This window comes from Tunturiibacter psychrotolerans (assembly GCF_051013365.1).
In the GTDB taxonomy this organism is placed as follows: domain Bacteria; phylum Acidobacteriota; class Terriglobia; order Terriglobales; family Acidobacteriaceae; genus Edaphobacter; species Edaphobacter psychrotolerans_A.
The window spans coordinates 651,829-671,928 of record NZ_CP132941.1 but is presented as its reverse complement, the minus strand read 5'-3'; the positions used below and the strand labels follow the sequence as shown (position 1 = coordinate 671,928).

Annotated in this window: 19 protein-coding genes; 12 read left to right on the top strand and 7 right to left on the bottom strand. The window is 58.3% G+C overall.

The features are described 5' to 3' along the window. Window positions 1–18 precede the first annotated feature (18 nt). Window positions 19–510, top strand: a complete 492-nt coding sequence (locus RBB76_RS02780) for a RidA family protein (RefSeq protein ID WP_429632864.1) — start codon at window positions 19–21, stop codon at window positions 508–510. Between the two features lie 177 nt (window positions 511–687). Here RBB76_RS02780 and RBB76_RS02775 read toward each other — a convergent pair whose 3' ends face one another. Together RBB76_RS02775 and RBB76_RS02770 are read right to left on the bottom strand one after the other, a co-directional pair. Beyond that, a complete protein-coding gene (locus RBB76_RS02775) occupies window positions 688–963 on the bottom strand; it encodes a hypothetical protein (protein ID WP_353063277.1) in 276 nt (91 codons plus the stop codon). A gap of 176 nt (window positions 964–1,139) precedes the next feature. Continuing rightward, complete coding sequence (locus tag RBB76_RS02770; protein ID WP_429632866.1) at window positions 1,140–1,313, bottom strand: hypothetical protein; 174 nt, start codon at window positions 1,311–1,313, stop codon at window positions 1,140–1,142. 160 nt (window positions 1,314–1,473) lie between these two features. Between RBB76_RS02770 and RBB76_RS02765 the strand changes: the two genes are divergently transcribed. Beyond that, the gene (locus tag RBB76_RS02765; protein WP_353063275.1) at window positions 1,474–1,854 is read left to right on the top strand and encodes a HesB/IscA family protein; all 381 of its coding nucleotides are present in this window, start codon (window positions 1,474–1,476) and stop codon (window positions 1,852–1,854) included. A 98-nt stretch (window positions 1,855–1,952) separates the two neighbouring features. Here RBB76_RS02765 and RBB76_RS02760 read toward each other — a convergent pair whose 3' ends face one another. From RBB76_RS02760 to RBB76_RS02750, 3 genes are all read right to left on the bottom strand, one after another. Then, window positions 1,953–2,654 carry an ion channel gene (locus tag RBB76_RS02760; protein WP_429632868.1) on the bottom strand — a complete coding sequence of 234 codons (702 nt, stop codon included), beginning with the start codon at window positions 2,652–2,654 and terminating at the stop codon, window positions 1,953–1,955. Beyond that, window positions 2,639–3,979, bottom strand: coding sequence for a PP2C family protein-serine/threonine phosphatase (locus RBB76_RS02755; protein ID WP_429632870.1), 1,341 nt, complete (start codon window positions 3,977–3,979; stop codon window positions 2,639–2,641). Before RBB76_RS02755 ends, RBB76_RS02760 begins: the two co-directional genes overlap by 16 nt. Window positions 3,980–4,107: 128 nt before the next feature. After that, window positions 4,108–5,757: a DHA2 family efflux MFS transporter permease subunit gene (locus RBB76_RS02750; RefSeq protein ID WP_429632872.1), complete on the bottom strand. Its 1,650-nt coding sequence runs from the start codon at window positions 5,755–5,757 to the stop codon at window positions 4,108–4,110. A 149-nt stretch (window positions 5,758–5,906) separates the two neighbouring features. Here RBB76_RS02750 and RBB76_RS02745 point away from each other — a divergent pair, with 149 nt between their 5' ends. Then, window positions 5,907–6,503, top strand: a complete 597-nt coding sequence (locus tag RBB76_RS02745; RefSeq protein ID WP_429632874.1) for a TetR family transcriptional regulator C-terminal domain-containing protein — start codon at window positions 5,907–5,909, stop codon at window positions 6,501–6,503. A gap of 105 nt (window positions 6,504–6,608) precedes the next feature. Here the strand turns inward: RBB76_RS02745 and RBB76_RS02740 are convergent, their stop codons facing one another. Beyond that, window positions 6,609–9,959, bottom strand: coding sequence for an FG-GAP-like repeat-containing protein (locus RBB76_RS02740; protein ID WP_429632876.1), 3,351 nt, complete (start codon window positions 9,957–9,959; stop codon window positions 6,609–6,611). 267 nt (window positions 9,960–10,226) lie between these two features. Between RBB76_RS02740 and RBB76_RS02735 the strand changes: the two genes are divergently transcribed. The 3 genes from RBB76_RS02735 (at window position 10,227) to RBB76_RS02725 (ending at window position 12,942) form a co-directional block, all read left to right on the top strand. Beyond that, entirely contained in the window at window positions 10,227–11,426 is a 1,200-nt protein-coding gene (locus RBB76_RS02735; RefSeq protein WP_429632878.1) for a type II secretion system F family protein, read from the top strand. Window positions 11,427–11,523: 97 nt separating this feature from the next. Next, window positions 11,524–12,201: a DUF2306 domain-containing protein gene (locus tag RBB76_RS02730; RefSeq protein WP_429632880.1), complete on the top strand. Its 678-nt coding sequence runs from the start codon at window positions 11,524–11,526 to the stop codon at window positions 12,199–12,201. A 75-nt stretch (window positions 12,202–12,276) separates the two neighbouring features. After that, a complete protein-coding gene (locus RBB76_RS02725) occupies window positions 12,277–12,942 on the top strand; it encodes a DUF2959 family protein (RefSeq protein WP_429632882.1) in 666 nt (221 codons plus the stop codon). 179 nt (window positions 12,943–13,121) lie between these two features. On the opposite strand, the gene RBB76_RS02720 is transcribed toward RBB76_RS02725, so the two are convergent. After that, window positions 13,122–13,685, bottom strand: coding sequence for an HdeD family acid-resistance protein (locus RBB76_RS02720; protein ID WP_429632884.1), 564 nt, complete (start codon window positions 13,683–13,685; stop codon window positions 13,122–13,124). A gap of 226 nt (window positions 13,686–13,911) precedes the next feature. Between RBB76_RS02720 and RBB76_RS02715 the strand changes: the two genes are divergently transcribed. The 6 genes from RBB76_RS02715 to RBB76_RS02690 all read left to right on the top strand — a co-directional run bounded on the left by RBB76_RS02715 (window position 13,912) and on the right by RBB76_RS02690 (window position 20,086). After that, complete coding sequence (locus tag RBB76_RS02715; protein WP_429632886.1) at window positions 13,912–15,546, top strand: GspE/PulE family protein; 1,635 nt, start codon at window positions 13,912–13,914, stop codon at window positions 15,544–15,546. Between the two features lie 87 nt (window positions 15,547–15,633). After that, complete coding sequence (locus RBB76_RS02710) at window positions 15,634–16,764, top strand: hypothetical protein (RefSeq protein WP_429632888.1); 1,131 nt, start codon at window positions 15,634–15,636, stop codon at window positions 16,762–16,764. Further along, window positions 16,764–17,525, top strand: a complete 762-nt coding sequence (locus RBB76_RS02705; RefSeq protein ID WP_429632889.1) for a PilN domain-containing protein — start codon at window positions 16,764–16,766, stop codon at window positions 17,523–17,525. Before RBB76_RS02710 ends, RBB76_RS02705 begins: the two co-directional genes overlap by 1 nt. Then, the gene (locus tag RBB76_RS02700) at window positions 17,522–18,223 is read left to right on the top strand and encodes a hypothetical protein (protein ID WP_429632891.1); all 702 of its coding nucleotides are present in this window, start codon (window positions 17,522–17,524) and stop codon (window positions 18,221–18,223) included. The genes RBB76_RS02705 and RBB76_RS02700 overlap by 4 nt, the downstream gene beginning before the upstream one ends. Further along, complete coding sequence (locus tag RBB76_RS02695) at window positions 18,220–18,852, top strand: hypothetical protein (protein WP_429632893.1); 633 nt, start codon at window positions 18,220–18,222, stop codon at window positions 18,850–18,852. Before RBB76_RS02700 ends, RBB76_RS02695 begins: the two co-directional genes overlap by 4 nt. A gap of 25 nt (window positions 18,853–18,877) precedes the next feature. Next, a complete protein-coding gene (locus RBB76_RS02690) occupies window positions 18,878–20,086 on the top strand; it encodes a type II secretion system protein (protein ID WP_429632895.1) in 1,209 nt (402 codons plus the stop codon). The last annotated feature ends 14 nt before the right edge of the window (window positions 20,087–20,100 follow it).

Here is a 20,100-nt window from a genome sequence, read left to right as displayed (position 1 = left end):
TCTGCATAGGAGTGATGGATGAAGATTCGATGCGGTGTGATGGCGGCAGCGTTGTTGGCTGTTGCGTGTGGAGTGCAGGCGCAGGTTGTGGTGAAGCATCTTCAGCCGAATGAGAAGTCTCCGATTGCGAATGGGGTTTGGGCTGGAGATACGCTTTATCTGAGTGGGCAGCTTGCTTCGCCGGTGACGCCTGCGGATGAGGCGAAGGGGACGGCCGCAGTTTATGGAGATACGAAGACACAGGCGACGAGCGCGTTGAATAAGATCCAGGCTTTGCTGAAGGAGCAGGGGTTGAAAATGAAGGACGTCGTGAAGATGTCGGTATTTCTGGCGGGCGATCCAGAGAAAGGGAACAAGCTGGATTTCGCCGGGCTGCAGGCCGCTTATACGCAGTTCTTCGGGACGAAGGATCAGCCGAATAAGCCTGCGCGAAGTGCGTTTCAGGTTGCGGCACTGGCGGCTCCCTGGGCGTTGGTTGAGATAGAAGTGATTGCGGTAAAGGGGAAGTAAGGCTGCCTTTGGGAGAGGTTCCGGCGATCACTGCACGATTCGCAAAAGAGCCAGAGGCGTGTGCCCCTGGCTCTTTGATTTGTGCGAATGAGTTTTACTTTTCGCTGCGGAGTCGTTCCGACCGCTTGGGTGGTTGCCAAGGCATCTAGTCCGGCGGCGTGCCGGAGGCGGTTCGGATTACCTCAGATGTTGCCAGGCGTCCCAGGTAAATATGCCGATGATTCCTGCGGTCATGATGGCAGCGGCAACACCAAAGACGCGAACGAACGGCGCAATTTTGGTCACTTTGCGGACGATCTCGGTCTGCATTTGTTGGGAGTGGGCCGGGACGCCGTCACTGAGGAACAGTTGGTCTTCTTCGTAGCGGGTCAGTTGTCCCTTGTAGGCGAGTAGCGCGAGGAAACAGGCTGAAAACACCGCCCAGACGATTAGGAGAACAGGTAAAGCGCTCATAGCGGTTCCTCCGCCCTTATCACAGGGCCGACGTACTTAGTTAGACGGTCCAAGGCCGATTCGTGCGACTTTTTAGATCTTTCTAGCAGGGCCGTCCGCCGCAATTCTACGCTCTGAGGGTATCGATTCGACAGGGTTTTTCGAGGGGGAGACTAAGTTGTAACGGGGCTGGAATGTTAGCGATGAGAGGCCCAGCGAAGGGCCAGAACCGCTATCGTCACGACCGTGGCGAGGACCGCGGACAACATGATGAAGATGAACCAGGCAGCGCGGTTAGCGGCCTTGGGTGAGGGCTGGGTGATGCCCATGGTATTGATGAAGGCGTTCGAGATGAAGAGGAGAAGCTTCACGGTGATTTGATGGGATACAAGTGCAATGGTAGCAGGATATTGTCGGAACCTGGCTGAATCGGAAGGGGGTGTTTCTGCATCGTATTGGAATGAGGGCTTGCCGGAGCGGTGGTAGGCGCATACACTTAAAGATGTCTGAACGAGACAAGGAGATTTGCCGATGGCTACTGCAACCGTAACCCCTGAAGTCGTCGTTGGAGCACCTGCTTCGACTACGCCTGTAACGCTGACCCCGGCCGCGATTAATAAGGTTCGGGAGATTATGGCGACCCAGACTCCGGTTCCTGCTGGACTCCGGATTGGTGTGGTTGGTGGTGGATGTTCGGGTTTCCAGTACTCCATGTCGTTCGAAAATCAGAGCGGAATGATGGACAAGGTCTATAAGTTTGAGGATCTCAAGGTGTTTGTGGACGCGACTTCGGCGATGTACCTGAGCAACTGCACGGTGGATTACGTGGAGACGCTTGAGGCCGCTGGATTCAAGTTCGAGAATGCGGCAGTGAAGAGCACCTGCGGTTGCGGATCGAGCTTCAGCGTTTAGTTTTCTGGGGTGAAGAAAAGAGCTTCGGCGGTTGCCGGAGCTTTTTTTGCGCCTTTTTTTGGTTTTGAAGATTGCGGGTCATTTACGGGTGCCCGGGTCTAAGGCTGTTTGGGGGAGCCCTGTATCGGTTTGTAAGTGGCGATGAGGCGAGAGACCAAAACTCCTAAGTAAAGAATGCCCAAAAGGGATTGAACGATGGAGAGAGACCGCGCTTGATCGCTGACGGGGGAGATTCCGGCCGCTCCGAGAGATGTCATGGTCAGGAAGCTGTAGTAGGTGAGATCGGGTTGCAGGGGCAGCGTGTGGTGGTTGAGCGCTGGATCGAGGTAGAACGCGTCATGCTGAAACGCGACCAGAATGGAATAGATCCTGGAGAACCCGAAGCCTGCTAAAAGGTAGATCGATACGGCGCCGTAGATGGCATCTGAGGTGGCTTCGTCCCTCTGGAAGACTCTTTTGAAGATGACGACGATGATGAAGATATCGAAGGCGACGCTCATGCCGGAGCGCGCAAGTTGTAATTTGCTCATCGTGACTTCGTGCAGAATGAAGGGGTCAAGCAGAAGAGGCGCTGCAAAGACCAGAGCAATAATCCATGTCACGCGGCGAAAACTTACGGCGTAGACACTGGAAAACGCGATCAGTACGTTTAATAGCCGAAACCATAGGGAGATCGTGGCTCCTGAGCCTGCGTAGGGGTATACCAAGAGCTGGACGAGCAGGAAGGCGAAGAGAAAGAAAAATTTCCCACTTGCTCTGGGAGACTCTATCCGGTTCTCTTGAGCTATCTGTTCGGCCATGAATCCGTCCTCAGGAGGTAGCTATCTCTGGCCGCAACTCGCTTGGCGATGATCAGGGTGATGTCATCGAACTGTTCGGGTGCGCTGAAGTGCAGAACCTTTTGGACGATTGTATTGGCTAACTCCGCGGAGGGCAGACCGCTGTGGGTTCGCAGCTCTTCTATGAGTCGAGCTTCGCCGAACTCTTCGTCTGAACTGTCGGAGGACTCTGTGACGCCGTCGGTGTAGAGCGCGAGGAGATCGCCTTCGTCGAGCCGGCTCTCTGAGACGCAGCACTTCCAGTCTTCGAAGAGTCCGACGACGGTGCAGGTGGGTTCGAGCCGCTCAAGCGTGCCGTTGCGGCGAAGTATCAGGCCGGAGAGGTGTCCGCAGTTTGCGTAGCGCACGCGTTCGAGGCGGTGGTCGTACTCGGCGAAGAAGAGGGTTGCGTAGGAGCTTGTGGCTGTATTTTGAAACAGCAGGCGATTGACGGAACCGAGGAACTCTTCGAGATGATCCATCGCGCTGACACATTGGCTGCGCAGATTTGCCTGCAGGTTTGCCATGAGCAGGGCGGCTGCCATGCCCTTGCCGGCGATGTCGCCGATGACCAGGGCAACGCGGTCGGGGCCGAGGTCGAGAAAGTCGTAGTAGTCGCCGCCCACGGAGCGGGCCTGAACGCAGACTCCCGCATAGTCGAGTGCAGAGATGGAGGGCAGACGCTGGGGGAATAGCCGTGCCTGCACCTGCTTGGCGATCTCCAGCTCTTGTGCGGCGCGTTGTTCGATCTCCATCTGCTCGACGAGTGCCTGGCGTCGCGCGTCGATCTGGCGTGTGACGTCGTCGAAGCCTGCGAGCGCGAAGGCGTTGCCGTCTATATCCTCGAAGCGGCAGAAGGTTCCACCCCACGCGGGGCTTTGTGGCGGGATGGGGAAGTGTACTCCGCGTTCGGACCACTGGCGGTATTTTGCTTCGACGTCTTCGGTGAGAAAGGTGACGAGTCCTGAGTTGCCGATGAATCGTTCTTCGTTCCAATCGGTTCTGGGAATTACCAGCGCGAGAACTGCCGTGCCGTCGGGAGGAGCGACCTCGACCCAGCGATTGCCGGATGCAAACATGACGTCGGCGATGAGGGTGAAGCCGAGCTGATCGACAAAGAAGCGTATGCTGCGCTCCTGGTCGCGAACGTAGACGCTGGCAAAGTGAAGGCGAAGGTAGGGACCTGTGCCATCTAACCTGACACCGGAGCGATTGCTGATGGCAGCGAAGTCGGCTGCTTGCGCGGCGGACACGATCTTGTCTGACATCCAGCCGTTTTCGGGCAGTGGGTTCTTCTCGTCCGGCACGGCGTTCTCCCGTTCCCCAACATGCTACAGCGACATTGGGTCGAGGAACGAGCCTGTCTTAGCGATGGCCGCGACGTGATGTCCGCGACAGGTTCGTTCGATTGGCCGAGGCGTGTCGTGCGGTTGCGTTAGTGGGCGCCTTCGGATTTGCCGCTGGGTTTGAAGGCCTTTGTGAGCAGGACTAACGGGGCGGCGATGAGGGTGACGACGCCGATGATGTGGAAGCAGTCCATGAAGGCGAGGAGTTGGGTTTGGGCGTGGAGTTGATCGTAGACACGTCCGTAGGCTGCGGTGACGGCGTCGGCGGGAGAGAAGCCGTGAGCTTGCAGGTAGGCCGCTGTCTGGTGGATGTTTTCCTGCAGGCTGCTATTGGAGGCCGCGATGTTTGAGCCGACGCGCTCCTGGTGGAAGTTTTGGCGGCGCTCGGACATTGTTGTGATGAAGGCGATGCCGAAGCTGCCGCCCCAGTTGCGGAAGAAGTTGGTGAGGGATGAGGCTTTGTTATTCTGTGCCGGGCTGAGCTGCGAGTAGGCGATGACCGAGAGCGGCACGAAGAAGAAGCCGTAACCGAGACCTTGCAGGGCGCGGGCGAGGGCGTAGTGCTTGTAGTCGGTGTCGAGGTTGAAGTGGCTGTAGTGAAGGAACGACATGCCGACGATCATCACCGCGCCGAAGAGCAGGATGCGGGGCTTGACGATGCCTCGTTGGACTAACTGCGCACCTACTGGGGCGAGGAAGGTGATGACCAGAGCGCCAGGCCCAAGGACCAGGCCCGCGTCGATGGCGCGATAGCCGTAGAGGGACTGGAGGAGCTGCGGGATCATCGTGGTGGAGGCGAAGAGGCCGAAGCCGAAGATGAAGTAGAAGAAGTTGGCGAATGCGAAGTTGCGGATCTTGAGCAGGCGGAAGTCGATGATGGGGTCGGGTACGTGAAGCTCCCAGAAGACGGCGGCGGTGAGGCAGCCGACGCCGATGACGAACATCCAGATGATGAAGGGAGAGCCGAACCAGTCGTCGATCTGACCGCGGTCGAGGAGGACTTCGAGAGCTGCGGAGCCAAGGCCTACGAGGGCAATGCCGATGCCGTCGATGCGAAGCTTGCCGTCGACGCGAACGGTTTTGCGTTCTTCGGCGAAGGAGTCGGGGTCGTGGACGAAGCGGTTGGTGAGGAAGAGGGAGAGGATGCCGACGGGGATGTTGATGAAGAACACCCAGCGCCAGTTGTAGTTGTCTGTGATCCAGCCGCCGAGGACAGGGCCGATGGCGGGGGCGGTGACGATGGCTACCGTGTAGAGGGCGAAGGCAGAAGCGCGTTTGGCGGGCGGGAAGGCGTCTACGAGGATGGCTTGCTCGACGGGGGCGAGGCCGCCGCCGCCGATGCCCTGCAGGACGCGTGAGAGAAGCATGATGCCCAGGGTGGGGGCGATTCCGCAGAAGAAGGATGTGATGGTGAAGAGCGTTACGCAGGCCATGTAATAGGTCTTGCGGCCGAAGACGCGGGAGAGCCACGCGGACATGGGCAGAACGACGGCGTTGGCGACGAGGTAGGTGGTAAGGATCCAGGTGACTTCATCGTAGGAGCGGCCGAGACCGCCGGCGATGTAGGGGAGGGAGACGTTGGCGATGGAGGTGTCGAGCAGCTCCATGAAGGTGGCCAGGGTGACCGTAAGGGCGACGACCCACGGGTTGATAACGGGGCGGCTTCGGGGGGCGGAACTGGTTACCTTGGGCTTTGGCGGGGCGGCTAGCTCTGGTTCGCTGAGGGTGGCGGTGGCCATGATGTCTCGTTCTCCTCGTGAATCGCCGGCACGGTCTCGAAAAAGAGACTGAACGGTTTCTTTAAGCATCTGATTCAGTAGAAGAGCCGCAGGATGCGTTTTCTTGCTGCTGTAGGATTTCGGAGCAGGGATTGCGGCGAGGTAAAAGTATGGGAAAAGGTGACTTAACGCGGCAGAGAATCATTGAGGAGGCGGCGCCGATCTTCAATCAGCAGGGGTTTGCCGGCTGCTCGATGCAGGATGTGCTGGATGCGACGGGGCTGGAGAAGGGTGGCGTGTATCGGCACTTTGCCAGTAAGGAGGAGCTTGCTGCCGAAGCGTTTCAGTACGCGTGGACGCGGGTGGCGAAGGCTCGGCGCGAGGGGCAGGACGCGATTCCCGGTGCGGTGGAGAAGCTGAAGTACTCGGTGAGACGGTTTGCGGAGACACCGGGGGTCTTTCCTGGGGGGTGCCCGCTTATGAATACGGCGATCGATGCGGATGATGGGAATCCGGTGCTGCGAAGTCTGGTGTGTGCCGCGATGAAGGAGTGGAAGGCGCGGCTCGCGAGCATCGTCGAGGACGGGATCGCCAATGGGGAGATTCGGGGGGAGGTTCAGCCGCGACGCGTTGCAAACATGATCATTGCCACGCTGGAGGGAGCGTTGATGATCAGCCGTCTGGAAGGGAACCGGATCGCGGTACAAGATGCTAGTGAGGGCCTGGAGATCATGCTGGACAGGATTATGGCTTTCCCTTTGGCCTGACACGCGAGATCTGTGGATCGTAAAGCAAAGAAAATCCCCGGTTGTTCTCGGGGATTTTTTTTGTTGGGTGATCTACCTAAGTGGCGACAAATTTTGCGCCGAGGATCATTGCACGGTCACTTGGAAGTTGATGGCGTGCGAGAGGCTTCCGGAGGAGTCTGCCGCGGTTAGGGTTATGGTTTGGGCTCCGGCCGGAGTGCCTGGATTCGTCGGAGCGTTGTTTGAGGGGGAAGAAGAGCTGCACCCCGAGAACGAGAGCAAGCCTGCAGCTAGCAGCAGCGTGAGGATGGTTGCGCGCGCGAGGCGGCGGTTGAGTCCGCGGAGTTTGCGGGGGGACAGGGTTAGCAGAATGAGGCTGGCCCATGCGATTCCTTGGAGTGGGAGCGATCGATCGCGCAGGCGGGCCGTCGAGGGGGCGGTGGTTGTGATGGTCAGAACGCTGGTGGCAGCGCCGCTGGTTGGGGTTACCGAGGCTGGGGCGAAGGTGCAGGTTGCTCCGCTGGGGAGTGTGCCGCAGGAGAACTTCACTGTGCCGCTGTAGCCGCCGACTGGGGTGACCGTGAGCGTGGTGGTGGCTGACTGTCCGGGCGAGATGGTCGCCGAGGTTGGGGATGCGGTGATGGAGTAGTCAGGTGTTGCGATTGCAACCGTGACGGCGGTAGAGGTGCTGCTCGAGTTGTCTAGGTCGCCTGCGTAGCTCGCCGTAACTGCGTAGCTGCCTGCGGTGGTGAAGGTGAAGGGCAGGGTCGCCACTCCATTGACTAGAGACGCGGTGCCGAGAGTTGCGGTCGGTGAGGCAAATGTGACTTTGCCGGTTGGGTTGAGGCCGGTGACTGTCGCCGTGAAGGTGAGTTGCTGATTGGTTCCGGCGCTGCCCGCTGAGACGGAGAGAGCGGTGGTTGAGGTTACGGGAGCGACGATGATAGAGACTGGGCTGGAGGAGCTTGGCGTGTTGTTGGCGTCTCCGGGATAGTTGGCGACGACGGGATAGGTACTTGCCGTCGCGAAGGAGGTTGCGAGAGTGGCGGTGCCGTTGGTGACGGGTGCTGTTCCAAGTGTTGTGCTGCCCGACACGAACGAAACGGTACCGGTGGGAGTGGCGCCTGTGATTGTGGCGGTGAGGGTGAGCTGTTGGCCGGGCGCTGCGCTGCTGGCGGAGGCCGCGAGCGTAGTCTTCGAAGGGAGAGGCGCGGGAGACGTGGGCGCGGGGTTGAGTTGATTGATGAACGAGGTTACTCCTCCACCACTGTTGAACACGTAGTCCAGGGTATGGTCATTCGGAAGGCTTGGAGCCTGATTGTTGACGCGTGCAAGAGCACCTATAGCGCCCGCGTTGGGATAGGTGTTGGGATCAAGCGTGAAGTTGCCGGTGCCATCACCAAAGAGCACGGAAAGTTGAGTGCTTGCCAGAAGTAGATCGGCATGACCGTCTCCATTGACGTCGCCGATGTAGGCGGAGCCTGTAAGAGGAGTAGTGAAGTAAGGTGCGGTCTGGAATGTGCCGTCGCCATTGCCAGCGTATATTGCGGTCACGGTGTTGTTATTGATCACAAGATCGGCTTTTCCGTCGCCGTTTAGGTCGGTCGCGGCTAAGACTATTCCGGCGATACCAAGGGGAAGTTGCTGGAATGTACCGTCGCCGTTTCCTAAGCTGATCGTGTTCGTTCCAATGATGTCCAGCTTGCCATCATTATTCACGTCGGCTGCGAAGCTTACGTCGTTGAATGGTATGGGGAGAGCAACTGGAGCAGCAAAGGTACCGTCTCCTTTGCCTGCGAGGAAGAGAACACCTGAGGGTGGTGCTGGCGCGGGGCAGTTGCAACCGAAAGGAATCACCAAGTCCAAAATTTTGTCGCCGTTGAAGTCCCCAACAATCGCCGAGTCGACTCCGCCATACCCCAGATCTAAGGCTGTCCCCGACGGCTGGAATGTCCCATCTCCGTTGCCGCTGTAGAAGGACAACTTGCCATTGACAACTGGAGGCGGCTGAAGGTCATGTGGCTGGAAATATGTTCCATAAGAGATGGTGACTGCATCCACCTTCCCGTCGCCATTGAAGTCTCCTGTGACAATGATCTGTCCAGTCGTGCTGTTCTGGCTGTACTTCGAGAACCGCCCATTGCCGCGACCGAGAGCTGTTACAAGGTTGGAGGCAGAGTCTATACATAGCGTGTCGGTAAGACCATCGCTGTTGACATCGGTAAATACACACCCCCCGGCGTCCAGGATCGTAGATGGTGGCGCTTGAAACGTGCCGTCGCCATTGCCAGGAACAACCTGCGTTGCCGATTCTGAGAGTGAGAACAGGAGATTCGTGTTCCCACTGGCACCCAGCTGGGTTGTCACGAAATTTGAACTAACGCCGTAAGCTAGCCCCTGAGAGAAGTTACCCTTGCCGTCATTGAGATCGATCATCGTGCTGCTGGATCCAACCAGTGCGAGGTTTATTACAGTACTCGTTGAAGTGTTCTGGAATGGGACGATTGCCGGAAGACCAAACGATGTTGGGATCGGCTGCATCTCGCCTGTCGTAAATTGGCCACTGGAATTACCCAGTAAGATTTGGAGCGAATAGGTAGTTGGTGTAGTCGCGGTCGCATTACTGACATTGACATACGCGATGTCAGTTTTGCCGTCGCCGTTCAAGTCTCCTGTCGCAAAGCCAGAGGTCGCGGTGGTTAGGACTGGTGCTTGCAGTGTGCCGTCACCATTGCCGTAGAATACCTGGGCTGGGTTACCTGCGATAATGTCCGCTTTTCCGTCACCATTGAAATCACCAGAACTAATCGCGAATCCAGAGTTTTGCTGCGTCTGCGGGTAGCTGGAAGAGGGCGAGAAAGTCCCGGGTGAGCTGCTGCCCTTATTGAGCAAGACCCCAACAGACACGAGAACCAAGGTTGGGGGATTTGTCGATACAGTTACAGCGATATCAGGGTACCCGTCTCCATTGAGGTCGACCGGCGGCGCAACTGTTCTAACGTTCGGAACCGCATAGTACGAAGGCGTCTGAAAGCTGCCGTCTCCGTTCCCGAAGAGCACGGCAACGTAGCCCTCGACGCAGGTGAGAACGACGTCGAGCTTGGAGTCCTTGTTAATGTCGGCGGCGACGATATTCTGCGGCGTGCAGCTTAGTCCGCTGGTGGGTACAGAGACCGTCGGATTGTTGGGACCTTCGTTGAGAACGACGGTGATCCCGTTCGTAATCTGATAATTCGGAGCTCCAGACGTAGAGATGTAAGCAACGTCAGTCAGTCCATCGCCGTTGAAGTCTCCTGTTGTGACGGTGGCCGCGGTGTTTGTGGGTGACGGGGCGGGATTCACGAGCGAAATGATGGGCACAGGATAGACGGGGGGGTGAGTCTGCGCGACGGCGGGGAGGGTAAGGAATGGTGCGATCAGGAAGGCGAGGAGTGATCGAGCTCCGGAGGGGGTTTTGAACCAAGAGGTCGCAGTCATTGTGGCATGTCCTTCAAAAGATGCTCAGCGGGAAGACGTTTGCGAATCTCGTACCGTGCTTGTATGTGCGAGTCATGCCGCCTGGAAGTTTTATGGGAGGCGGCTGAAATGTCACCCAGATAATACAGGAGCGCGGTTTCCGGTCATTGAGAAACTTGTGACCCGTTTGGGGAATGGTGCCGGTGTGTCATTCTGGGACGCGTTTCGGCGGCGGGAACGTCTAAGATGGACGAGTGACTTTGAGCGGAAACGGGTGCAGTAGCGTTTATGACTGAGTTTGTTATTAAGCTGGCGGATGAGCGTGGGCGGGTGATGGAGCAGAGCCATGCGGCGGCTACGGCTGAGGAGCTGAAGGCGCGGTTTACGCAGGCTGGGTACTACGTCTATTCGGTGAAGGCGAAGAGCGCCCTGGGGGCAAGCAAGAAGAAGGTGAAGCTGGAGACTTTTCTGGTCTTCAATCAACAGTTTTTGACGTTGATCAAAGCTGGTTTGCCGATTTTGGGGTCGCTCGAGTTGTTGAGCAAGAGGCAGAAGATTCCGCACTTTCGTGCGCAACTGGAGGATGTGGCGTCGCGGGTGAAGACGGGCGAGTCGATCTCGCAGGCGTTTGAGGCGCAGGGAGGGTTTCCGATTGTGTATACGACGACGCTGCTGGCGGGAGAGCGGTCGGGAAATCTTGAAGAGGTACTGCAGCGGTTTCTGGACTTTCAGCGCGTGTCGCTGACGTTTCGCAAGAAGTTGAAGGCGAGCTTGATCTATCCGGCGCTGCTGGTGGTGATGGTGATTGGGTTGTTTATCTTTTTGATCACGTTTGTGGTGCCGCGGTTTGCGCAGTTGTATGACCAGCTGGGGACGAAGCTGCCTGCGTTGACTACGTTTCTGCTTGATTTGGGCAAAGAGGCGCAGTCTTACGGAATCTATGTGGCCGTTGTGGCGGGCGTGGTTGGGTTCCTGCTCTATCGCTGGTCGAAGACGGATGCGGGTGCGAGCCTGATCGACAAGATTCGGATTAAGCTGCCGGTGTTTGGCAGTGTGTGGCTGAAGTACCAGGTGGGGTTGTTCTCGAGAACGCTGTCGACGCTGTTGACCGGCGGTTTGCCGCTTGTGCCTTCGCTTGAGACGGCGGCGAAGTCGATCGATTCGCGAGAGATTGCGAGTGCGGTCTATAGATCGGTCGAGACGGTGCGCGAGGGGAAGGGTCTATCGGTTAGTTTGCAGGCGACGAAGGTGTTTCCGGAGCTGGCGATCGAGATGATCGAGGTTGGCGAGTCGACTGGTGCCCTGCCGCAGATGTTGAACTCGGTGGCGGAGTTCTTTGAAGAGGATGTGCAGACGAATCTTACTGCGGCGATGAGTTTGATTGAGCCGCTGATCCTGATCATGATGGGGTTGGTGGTAACGACGATTTTGATTGCGCTGTATCTGCCGATCTTCAGCTTGAGCGCTGGTGGTTCGGGAGGGCAGTAGGGAACGGGGAGATTCTTTGCTGCGTATGCTTGCTTGTTGTTGCTGGTCCTCGCGTGTCTGAGCGTGGTGCGGCTTAGTCTCGCGGCGAGGAGGGCGTATGGCTGCGAAAGCTCCAGTGCATGGAATCGAGAAGCGAGAGGGTTCTGGGGGCGTCTACCCTGGGTGGCTGAAGGTTGGCTTCTGGATCTGCGTCATGATTGCGGTTGCGGTGGTGTTGCGCAGAGTTGCGGTGCTTCTGCATCCGGGAGGGGGTGGATCTTCACCGACGGCTGCGCTTGACGCGGTGTTTGCTTCGCACGAGGCTTTGACGATTGCTCATATTCTTCCAGCGATGGCGTTTGTTCTGCTGACTCCGTTTGTTTTGTTGCGACGAACTGGCGGCGTGTGGGCGGAACGGATTTTCTTTCCCCTTGGGGCCTGGGTGGGACTCACTGCTTATGCCATGAGCACTCATCCGGTTGGAGGGTGGGTGGAGCGATCTGCGGTTCTCTTTTTCAATAGCCTCTTTCTGTTTTCGCTTGGGCGCGCGTTTGTGGATGCACGCCGGGGTGAAGCGATCGAGAAGATGCGGTGGATGCTGCGAGCAGTTGCGATTCTGCTTGGTATCGCAACCACGCGGCCGGTGATGGGGGTGTTCTTTGCTACTAGCCGATTGACACATCTGGAGCCGGGGCAATTCTTTGGCATTGCTTTCTGGATTGGTTTTTCGATCAACACGATTGCCATCGAACTCTGGCTGCGCTCGCGGGGAGATAGGCTTCCCGTCGTGGGTTAGCGACGCGTCTGGGCCGCGATCTTCGGCAGAGAGGTTACAATTCGTCAAGCTCTGACAGGGGGGAATGAGTTGACTGTGATCTCTCGGCGTTGGGTGTTGCGATGCGTGGCGGCGGTGGCTCCGCTGATTGTGCTGGTTGGGTGTACCAGCTCCTACTACAAGGCGATGAAGACGTTTGGGAAAGAGAAGCGGGACATCCTTGTGTCGCGGGTGAAGGATTCGAAGAAGGACCAGCAACAGGCGAAGGAGCAGATCAAGACTACGATGGAGTCGTTTCAGGCGCTGACGGGGTTTCAAGGGGGAGCGCTTGAAAAGAACTATAAGAAGCTGAATAGCGAGTATGAAAAGGCCGCGGATAGTGCCCAGAAGCTGCATAACCGGATCGACTCGATCGATCAGGTGTCCAACGATCTCTTCAAAGAGTGGCAGAAAGAGATTGATGGGATGGAGAACAAGAAGCTAAAGGCGCAGTCGGCGGTGATGCTGCGGCAGTCGCGGTTGAGTGAGGCCAATTACATCAAGTCGATGCGGCAGACTGAGGCTCGGATGACGCCGGTGATTACGGCGTTTCACGATCAGGTGACTTTTTTGAAGCACAATCTGAATGCGCGGGCGATTGGATCGTTGAAGGGCACTTCGGCGAAGATGTCGACTGACGTCGATGTGTTGATGGTGAGTCTGGATGGGTCGATGGCGCAGGCGGACGCTCTGATCAATTCGCTGAACGCGGATCAGCCTTAGAAGAATAAAGGCGCACTGCGCGTGCGGCGGTCACTTCGTGACTTGTATACCGCTTCGCATGGGCCTCCCGTTGGTCGGCGGTGATATTTGATCCCGACCAACGGGAGGGCTCTTGTCGCATGGATTGCCTTGACCGGTATACGCGTCACGAAGTGACCGCCCTCCGCGCAGGAGGTTTTTCAGAGTGACTGATTGAGAGCACGTTTGGCGGCGAGCGAGAGCATGAGGCGCGAAAAGCCGCTGAAGATCATGCTGATGCCGACCAGCGTCCCGATGACCCAGACGGTGCTCGCGGGCCACGACCGCCAGATCATAATCGCGAGGATCAGGGTGATGACGCCGTCGAATAGAAGCCAGCTGGCGCCGTGGCGGGGGCGAAGTTGAAAAGACTGGATGATTTCGACGATCCCTTCGAAGACGAGATAGACAGCGAGGATCAGAGTGAGGACGATGAGGGCGTCGAGCGGGTGCAGAAGGAGATAGACGCCAGTAAAGAGATAGATCGCGCCGACCAGCAGTTCCCAGAGCACACCGCCGGTGGTGTGAGTCTTGAAGGCGAAGACGAAGTGAGTGATTCCACTGACGATCATGGCCCAGGCAAAGATAAGTGTGACGGCGAGGCCCGAGAACGGCGGAATCAGGACGGCGAAGAGGCCAGCAAGAATGAGCAAAATGCTAAGGGCGATGGACCAGTTGATCGCCTTAGGGGCGAGAGCGGAGAGGGTCGGCGGGTACGTGCTCATTGCTGTGTCCTCCAAAAGACGTACGTATGTGAGGCCAAAGGCGGTTGCGCGGAGGATACCATAAGAGTTGATTTTGCTGAATAATAGAAGATTGGACGGAAGTTTCGTCTTCGGCGGATTCCGGCCGCGGGTTGTGGCGGGATTAGCACTAAAAAGATCGTTTGAACGCACCGTGAATGACGCGAAGGTGTGAGTGACGGTTGGATGTAAAGGGAGTCTTACGAATATGGCAATGGCACCGTTGGCAATACCGATCAATGAAGCGGGAATGGGTGAGACGGAGCGGGCGCAGCTTCTGGCGCGTCGCTATCGCGCTGATTTTGTGGACCTGAAGAACTTCAAGATCTCGCATGAGCTGTTCAAGAGCGTGCCCGTGGACATGATGTTCCGGTACAACTTCGTGCCGCTGGAGCAGATGGAGGGCAAGCTCGCGATCGCGGTGTCCGATCCCTCGAAGTTGATGGTGCTGGACGAGATCTCGGGGCTGCTGGGGCAGAGGCTGGTGACGCGGGTGGCGACACTGAGCCAGATCACGGAGCTGCTGAAGAAGACCGAGCAGAGTCAGCGCGTCCTCGATGAGGCAAGTGAAGGACTTGCGTTCGATGTGTTGTCGGGTGACGACAATCAGGACTCGAATATCTCGATTGAGCGGCTGACGAGCGAAGATGATATTTCGCCAATCATAAGGCTTGTTGATACCACCATCTTTACGGCATTGGAGCGGCGCGCCTCGGATATTCACCTTGAGACCTTCGATGATTCGCTGCTGGTGAAGTACCGCATCGACGGTGTGCTGCAGCAGGCAATGGCTCCGATTGCTCGCGAGCATCATCAGACGATTCTGTCGCGTATCAAAGTTATGAGCGAGCTGGATATTGCCGAGCGCCGTGTACCGCAGGACGGACGTTTTCGGGTTCGATACAAGGGCAGATTGATCGACTTTCGTGTGTCGATTATGCCGACGGTACATGGCGAAAATGCTGTGCTGCGTGTGCTCGATAAAGAATCGATGTCGGAGAAGTTCACGAAACTTTCATTGGATGTCGTGGGCTTCGCAGCGAAGGACCTTGAGAGATTCAGGCGGTACATCAAAGAGCCGTACGGCATGGTGCTGGTGACAGGACCGACCGGGTCGGGCAAGACGACGACTCTTTATGCGGCGTTGAACGAGATTAAATCGGAAGAAGATAAGATCATCACGATCGAAGACCCGGTGGAGTATCAGATTCGCGGCATCACGCAGATTCCGGTCAACGAGAAGAAGGGGCTGACGTTTGCACGAGGTTTGCGTTCGATTCTGCGTCATGACCCGGACAAGATCCTGGTCGGTGAGATCCGCGATGCGGAGACGGCGCAGATTGCGATCAACTCGGCGTTGACGGGACACCTTGTGTTTACGACGGTCCACGCAAATAACGTGGTCGATGTGCTGGGTCGTTTTTTGAACATGGGAGTTGAGCCTTACAACTTTGTTTCGGCGTTGAACTGTATTCTGGCGCAGCGGTTGGTGCGGCAGGTGTGTGAATTTTGCGTGAGAGATGTTCACTATAGCGACGCAGAGTTGGTGGCAAGCGGTCTGGACCTGCATGAGTGGCGTGGGTTCAACTTCCGCGAGGGACCAGGATGCATTGAATGCGGCGGAACGGGATATCGCGGTCGGTCGGCGATCCACGAACTGCTGGAGCTCGACGACGAAATCCGCGAGATGTTGCTGGCGAAGAAGCCGGGAAGCGAGATTCGTAAGAAGGCGAAGGAGAAGGGCATGGCGTTTCTGCGCGATTCGGCGTTGGAGCGTGTGCGGGACGGCATTACTACGTTGCGCGAGATCAATAAGGTGACGTTTATTGAGGCGGGACGGTAAAGCCGGCCGCGAGAACACGGTTTGCCGCTGCGTGCACCATGATGGTGACGTAGTGTCAATCGATAGAGCAAGGTAGTCTAGGACGGAATGGAAATTTTACCGAAGACATTGGGCACGCGGCCGCGGCTGGCGGTTGAGGTTCGCGCAGAGGGCGTAGTGGCGGCGCGGGCCGAGGATGCGGCTGCTCTGTTGACGTCGGTGGCGCGGGTGGATTTAGCGAGTGGTGCGCTGGCGCCTGGATTGAAGCCCGGCAACGTCGTCGATAAGACGTGCGTGTCGTTGGCGGTGCGCAAGGCACTCGATGCAGTTTCGGGGCGTGGCTCGTCGGATCGGGCCGAGCGTGGTGCGGGGCGTCTGAGAGATGTAACGCTGGTGGTGCCGGACTCTGCGGTGCGGGTACTTTTTCTGGACTTCGATCAACTGCCGACGAAGGCTGTCGAGGCGTTGCCTCTTGTGCGTTTTCGCTTGAAGAAGCTGCTGCCGTTCGACGCGGATGACGCGATGGTGAGCTACCAGGTGATGTCGAACGAGAAGGGAACGATCAAGCTGCTGGCAGTTGCGATACCGAAGGCGGTGCTCGAGGAGTATGAGGCCATGGTGCTTGCGGCTGGCTACCTGCCGGGCGCGGTGCTTCCGAGTACGCTGGCGGCGCTGGCGGGGCTTGATGAGACCACATCGCCGGTGCTGGTGGTCAATGCCGGGTTGGGTTCGGTGACGACGGCGATTGTGCAGGCGGGAGTTCTGTTGCTGCATCGCTCGGTCGATATGGGCACGGGGCCGAACGCCGGAGCGCCGATTGAACTTGTCGAGACCTCTATCCCTCTGGTAGATCGGGAAAGTTCGGCGCAGGAGTGGGCACAGCAGGAGCCGCTGGGGCCGGGCGGATGGGATCGCTTCGATGCGCACAGTGAGATGCCGCCCTCGATGCTGGGGACCGCATTGGTGCGGCACATTGAGACTCAGGCAGCAGCGCGCGAGGTGGCGCAGGCGGTGAGTGTGGCGGCGGCATACTTTGAAGACTCGCTGCAGACTGCTCCTGAGCAGTTGCTGGTGGCGGGAACGCTCGGTGCAGACACGCTGGCGGAGGCGGGAGAGTACGGGCTGGAGGGTCTGCGGGTGCGCGAGTTGGTGGATGCAGGAATGATGGAGGCGGGAGCAGTGACCTCTAGTGTGCCGCGAGGCTGGCTGGCCGGCGTCCGGGGAGCGCTGAGGAACTGATGCGGATCTCTGTCAATCTTGCGAATCGACCGTTTATTGAGCTGAGGCCGCTGTTTGCGAAGCTGCGGCTGGCGATGGTGGTGCTGGCGCTGCTCGCGGTGGGACTGGGATTTGCGCTGCACTCGCTGAATGAGAAGGCCAAGGTGGCGCAGGCGCAGATGGATGCGTTGAAGGCGAAGACGCAGCGTTATCAACAGGAGCGCATGGCGAATGAGGCGAGGATGCGTCAGCCACAGAATATGGCGGTGCTTGAGCGATCGCGTTTTCTGAATGCTGCGTTTGCGGAGAAGAGCTTCAGCTGGACGGCCGTGATGATGGACCTTGAGAAGGTGCTGCCGGCAGGTGTTCAGGTGACGAGCATCGATCCGGTGATTACGAAGGAAGGCGATGTGAATATTCGGCTGCGCGTGAGCGGTGATCGCGAGAAGGCGGTGCAGCTGGTGAGGAATCTCGAGACATCGCAGCGATTCCTTTCGCCACGGCTGGCATCGGAGCAAGCGCAGACGCAGGAAGGGAACCGAAATGCTGCGCAGATGCTGGCTCCGGGGGCGGTGCAGTTCGATGTATTGAGTGGGTATAACCCGTTGCCCGAGAAGCCTGTGAAGGACGTCGCCGCGAAGGACAAGAAGGACAAAAAAGACAAGGGCGATGCGACGGAGAGTGATGCGGGTGCGGTGAAGAAGAAGAAGACGGCACCGAAGAGTGCGCTCCCTGGAGCCAGCGCGGTGAAGGCTCCGGCGCAGAAGGGAGCGGCGCGATGACGACAGTAGCCGAGAAGAAACGGACTGCGGTAGCGGCGAAGCAGTGGGCCGAGAAGGCGAGCCGATTGGGCACGCTGAAGAACTTCCATATCGCGGGTGTAGTGGTGCTGGGCCTCGTGAATCTCTACCTGCTGGCGCATATGGCGTTTGCGTGGCGTGCGGCGAACAACCAGAACGCCGCTGCGTTGGCGGACCAGACGGTACAGATGAAGACGGCCGAGATTGCGAGACAGCCGCTCGAAGGCCTGGATGAGAAGCTGGCGCAGGCTACCAAAGATGCCGACAAGTTTTATAAGGAACGTTTGCCGTTTGCGAACTCTGAGGTAGCCGGAGAGTTAGGCGCTTTGGCGAAGAAGCAGGGTGTGAAGCTGACACGCGTGCAGTACGCGTACTCGCCTGTGATGGACGGGACCGCAGGCGCGCTGACCGAAGCGCGGATGGATGCGAGCCTTAGCGGAGACTACCGGCCGCTGGTGGTCTTTATCAACTCGCTCGAGCGAGACAAGATGTTTTTCCTGATTAGCGGGCTTACGTTGACCGGTCAGCAGAGCGGGACCGTGGGACTGCGGCTGCGGCTGACGACATACCTGCGATCGCCGGTGGGGACGGAAAGCTCGGACAAGACTGTGGCTGGTGCGGAAGAGAAGAAGGCTGATGACAGCTCCTCTGAAAATACTGATGCGGGAGGCCAGCGATGATACGGCTGACTGCGGATCAACAGAAGAAAGGCGGCGCGATTGCTGCGTTCGTGCTGGTTGCGGCGGGAGTTTTGTACTACGAGCTGCGCGATGACAGCCCCGCGCCGGTAGCGCCGCCCGTTGTGGTGACAGCTCCTGCGAGGTCTGCTCCTGCTGCGGGAGCCGTAGTTGCGATTCCATCGGGAAACATTGCGGGGGCTGCGGCCAAAAAACTTGGAACGACTTCGGCGCAGCTTGATCCTACGCTGCGGATGGACGCGATGCTGGTGACGGAGTCGCTGGTCTACTCGGGAGGCGGACGGAATATCTTTTCCGCAAGCTCAGCGCCGGTAGATATTCCAAAGCCGATTGTGCCGGTGAGGACGGCGAAGGCTCCTCCGCCGGGCCCCCCACCGCCTCCGCCGGGTCCACCACCGCCGCCGCCGATCGACCTGAAGTTTTTTGGAACGGCGACGACACCTGACGGAAAACGTAAAGCGTTTCTGCTGCATGGCGAGGATGTCTTCCTCGCGTCCGATGGCGATATCGTCCAACGGAAGTACAGAGTTGTGACGGTGTCGGCCAACTCGGTGCTGGTAGAGGATATGGCGAATAATAATAAGCAGACCCTGCCGTTGCTGGCGCACTGAGACGACCGTGCTTGAGGTAGACGCGATGAAGAGACTTCACTTCCGATACCGGCTCGATGACCATCGCTCGTCTATGGGCGTGGCTGATCTGCGCACGGAGAAGCGGCATGGAGAGCAGGGCTTCATGCTGGTGGGATTGATCGTTGCGATCTTCATCGTCCTGCTGGTGCTGGGTATCGCCGCGCCGAGGATGGCTCAGGAGCTGAAGCGCGACCGCGAGGTGGAGGCGGTGCATCGCGGCAATCAGTATGTCCGGGCGATCCAGCTCTACTACCGGAAGTCGGGCAGCTATCCCGGCTCGATGGATGCCCTGGCCAAGGGCACACCTGTGAAATTTCTGCGCCAGCAATATCTCGACCCATTTACCGGGAAGTCGGATTGGCGCTTGATCCACGTAGGCGAGGCGAAGACGACGGTGAAGGGGCTCTTCGGCAAGCCGCTGACGGGCCTGGCGCCGGGGTTGGGCTCGGCTGCCGGGTCGGCGTCCTCGGGAGCGATCGGAGCGGGAGCTGCGGGTTCGGGGTCGGCGTTTGGCGGATCCAGTGGGAGTGCATTCGGTTCGTCCTCGTCGGGGTCGTCGAGCGCCTTTGGCTCTTCGGGGCAGGGCACTGGCGGATTAGGTGGCGGAAGCTCCTCCTCAGGTCCGGGTTACAGCAATACGAGCGGTGCGGGAGCTTCAAGCGCAGGAACACCCAGCACGGGTGGGGCGACTACCGGAACAGACAGCTCGGGGACTGGCTCAACGACGGGCTCAACGACGGGCTCAAACAGCACACTCGGATCGCTCTCTGGAAACTCGAGTCAATCCGGTTCGGGCTTTGGGGTCGGCGGTGCGCCGTTTGTCGGTGTGGGAATTCCGAAGGAGGGAACGTCGATCGTCGTGCTGAACGAGCAGACGTCGTACAACACCTGGGAGTTTATCTACGATCCCCGGATTGAGCAGCTGAAGCAGGCGGCGGGTCTGCTTGGCGGAGGAAACCAGGGGTTGGGTTCGGCAGGCGGAAATAGCTCTGGCATAGGAGGCACTGGACCCGGCCCCTCGGGGTTCGGATCATCAAGCCCTTCAGGGTTTGGATCTTCGTCGGGATCGAGCTTCGGCTCGTCTTCAGGATCAAGTTACGGTTCTTCGTCGGGGTCAAGTTTTGGATCGTCGCCAAGCTCAGGAAATGGGTCGTCTCCGAGCTCCGGCACACAGGGGACCGGCACGACACCAACAACTCCCCAGCAGCAATAAACGTAAAAAATACG

Bases quoted from the DNA above. Each gene is read 5' to 3' on its own strand.
- RBB76_RS02780 (WP_429632864.1), top strand. From the start codon at position 19: ATGAAGATTCGATGCGGTGTGATGGCGGCAGCGTTGTTGGCTGTTGCG.
- RBB76_RS02775 (WP_353063277.1), bottom strand. From the start codon at position 963: ATGAGCGCTTTACCTGTTCTCCTAATCGTCTGGGCGGTGTTTTCAGCC.
- RBB76_RS02765 (WP_353063275.1), top strand. From the start codon at position 1,474: ATGGCTACTGCAACCGTAACCCCTGAAGTCGTCGTTGGAGCACCTGCT.
- RBB76_RS02760 (WP_429632868.1), bottom strand. From the start codon at position 2,654: ATGGCCGAACAGATAGCTCAAGAGAACCGGATAGAGTCTCCCAGAGCA.
- RBB76_RS02750 (WP_429632872.1), bottom strand. From the start codon at position 5,757: ATGGCCACCGCCACCCTCAGCGAACCAGAGCTAGCCGCCCCGCCAAAG.
- RBB76_RS02745 (WP_429632874.1), top strand. From the start codon at position 5,907: ATGGGAAAAGGTGACTTAACGCGGCAGAGAATCATTGAGGAGGCGGCG.
- RBB76_RS02740 (WP_429632876.1), bottom strand. From the start codon at position 9,959: ATGACTGCGACCTCTTGGTTCAAAACCCCCTCCGGAGCTCGATCACTC.
- RBB76_RS02735 (WP_429632878.1), top strand. From the start codon at position 10,227: ATGACTGAGTTTGTTATTAAGCTGGCGGATGAGCGTGGGCGGGTGATG.
- RBB76_RS02730 (WP_429632880.1), top strand. From the start codon at position 11,524: ATGGCTGCGAAAGCTCCAGTGCATGGAATCGAGAAGCGAGAGGGTTCT.
- RBB76_RS02720 (WP_429632884.1), bottom strand. From the start codon at position 13,685: ATGAGCACGTACCCGCCGACCCTCTCCGCTCTCGCCCCTAAGGCGATC.
- RBB76_RS02715 (WP_429632886.1), top strand. From the start codon at position 13,912: ATGGCAATGGCACCGTTGGCAATACCGATCAATGAAGCGGGAATGGGT.
- RBB76_RS02710 (WP_429632888.1), top strand. From the start codon at position 15,634: ATGGAAATTTTACCGAAGACATTGGGCACGCGGCCGCGGCTGGCGGTT.
- RBB76_RS02705 (WP_429632889.1), top strand. From the start codon at position 16,764: ATGCGGATCTCTGTCAATCTTGCGAATCGACCGTTTATTGAGCTGAGG.
- RBB76_RS02700 (WP_429632891.1), top strand. From the start codon at position 17,522: ATGACGACAGTAGCCGAGAAGAAACGGACTGCGGTAGCGGCGAAGCAG.
- RBB76_RS02695 (WP_429632893.1), top strand. From the start codon at position 18,220: ATGATACGGCTGACTGCGGATCAACAGAAGAAAGGCGGCGCGATTGCT.
- RBB76_RS02690 (WP_429632895.1), top strand. From the start codon at position 18,878: ATGAAGAGACTTCACTTCCGATACCGGCTCGATGACCATCGCTCGTCT.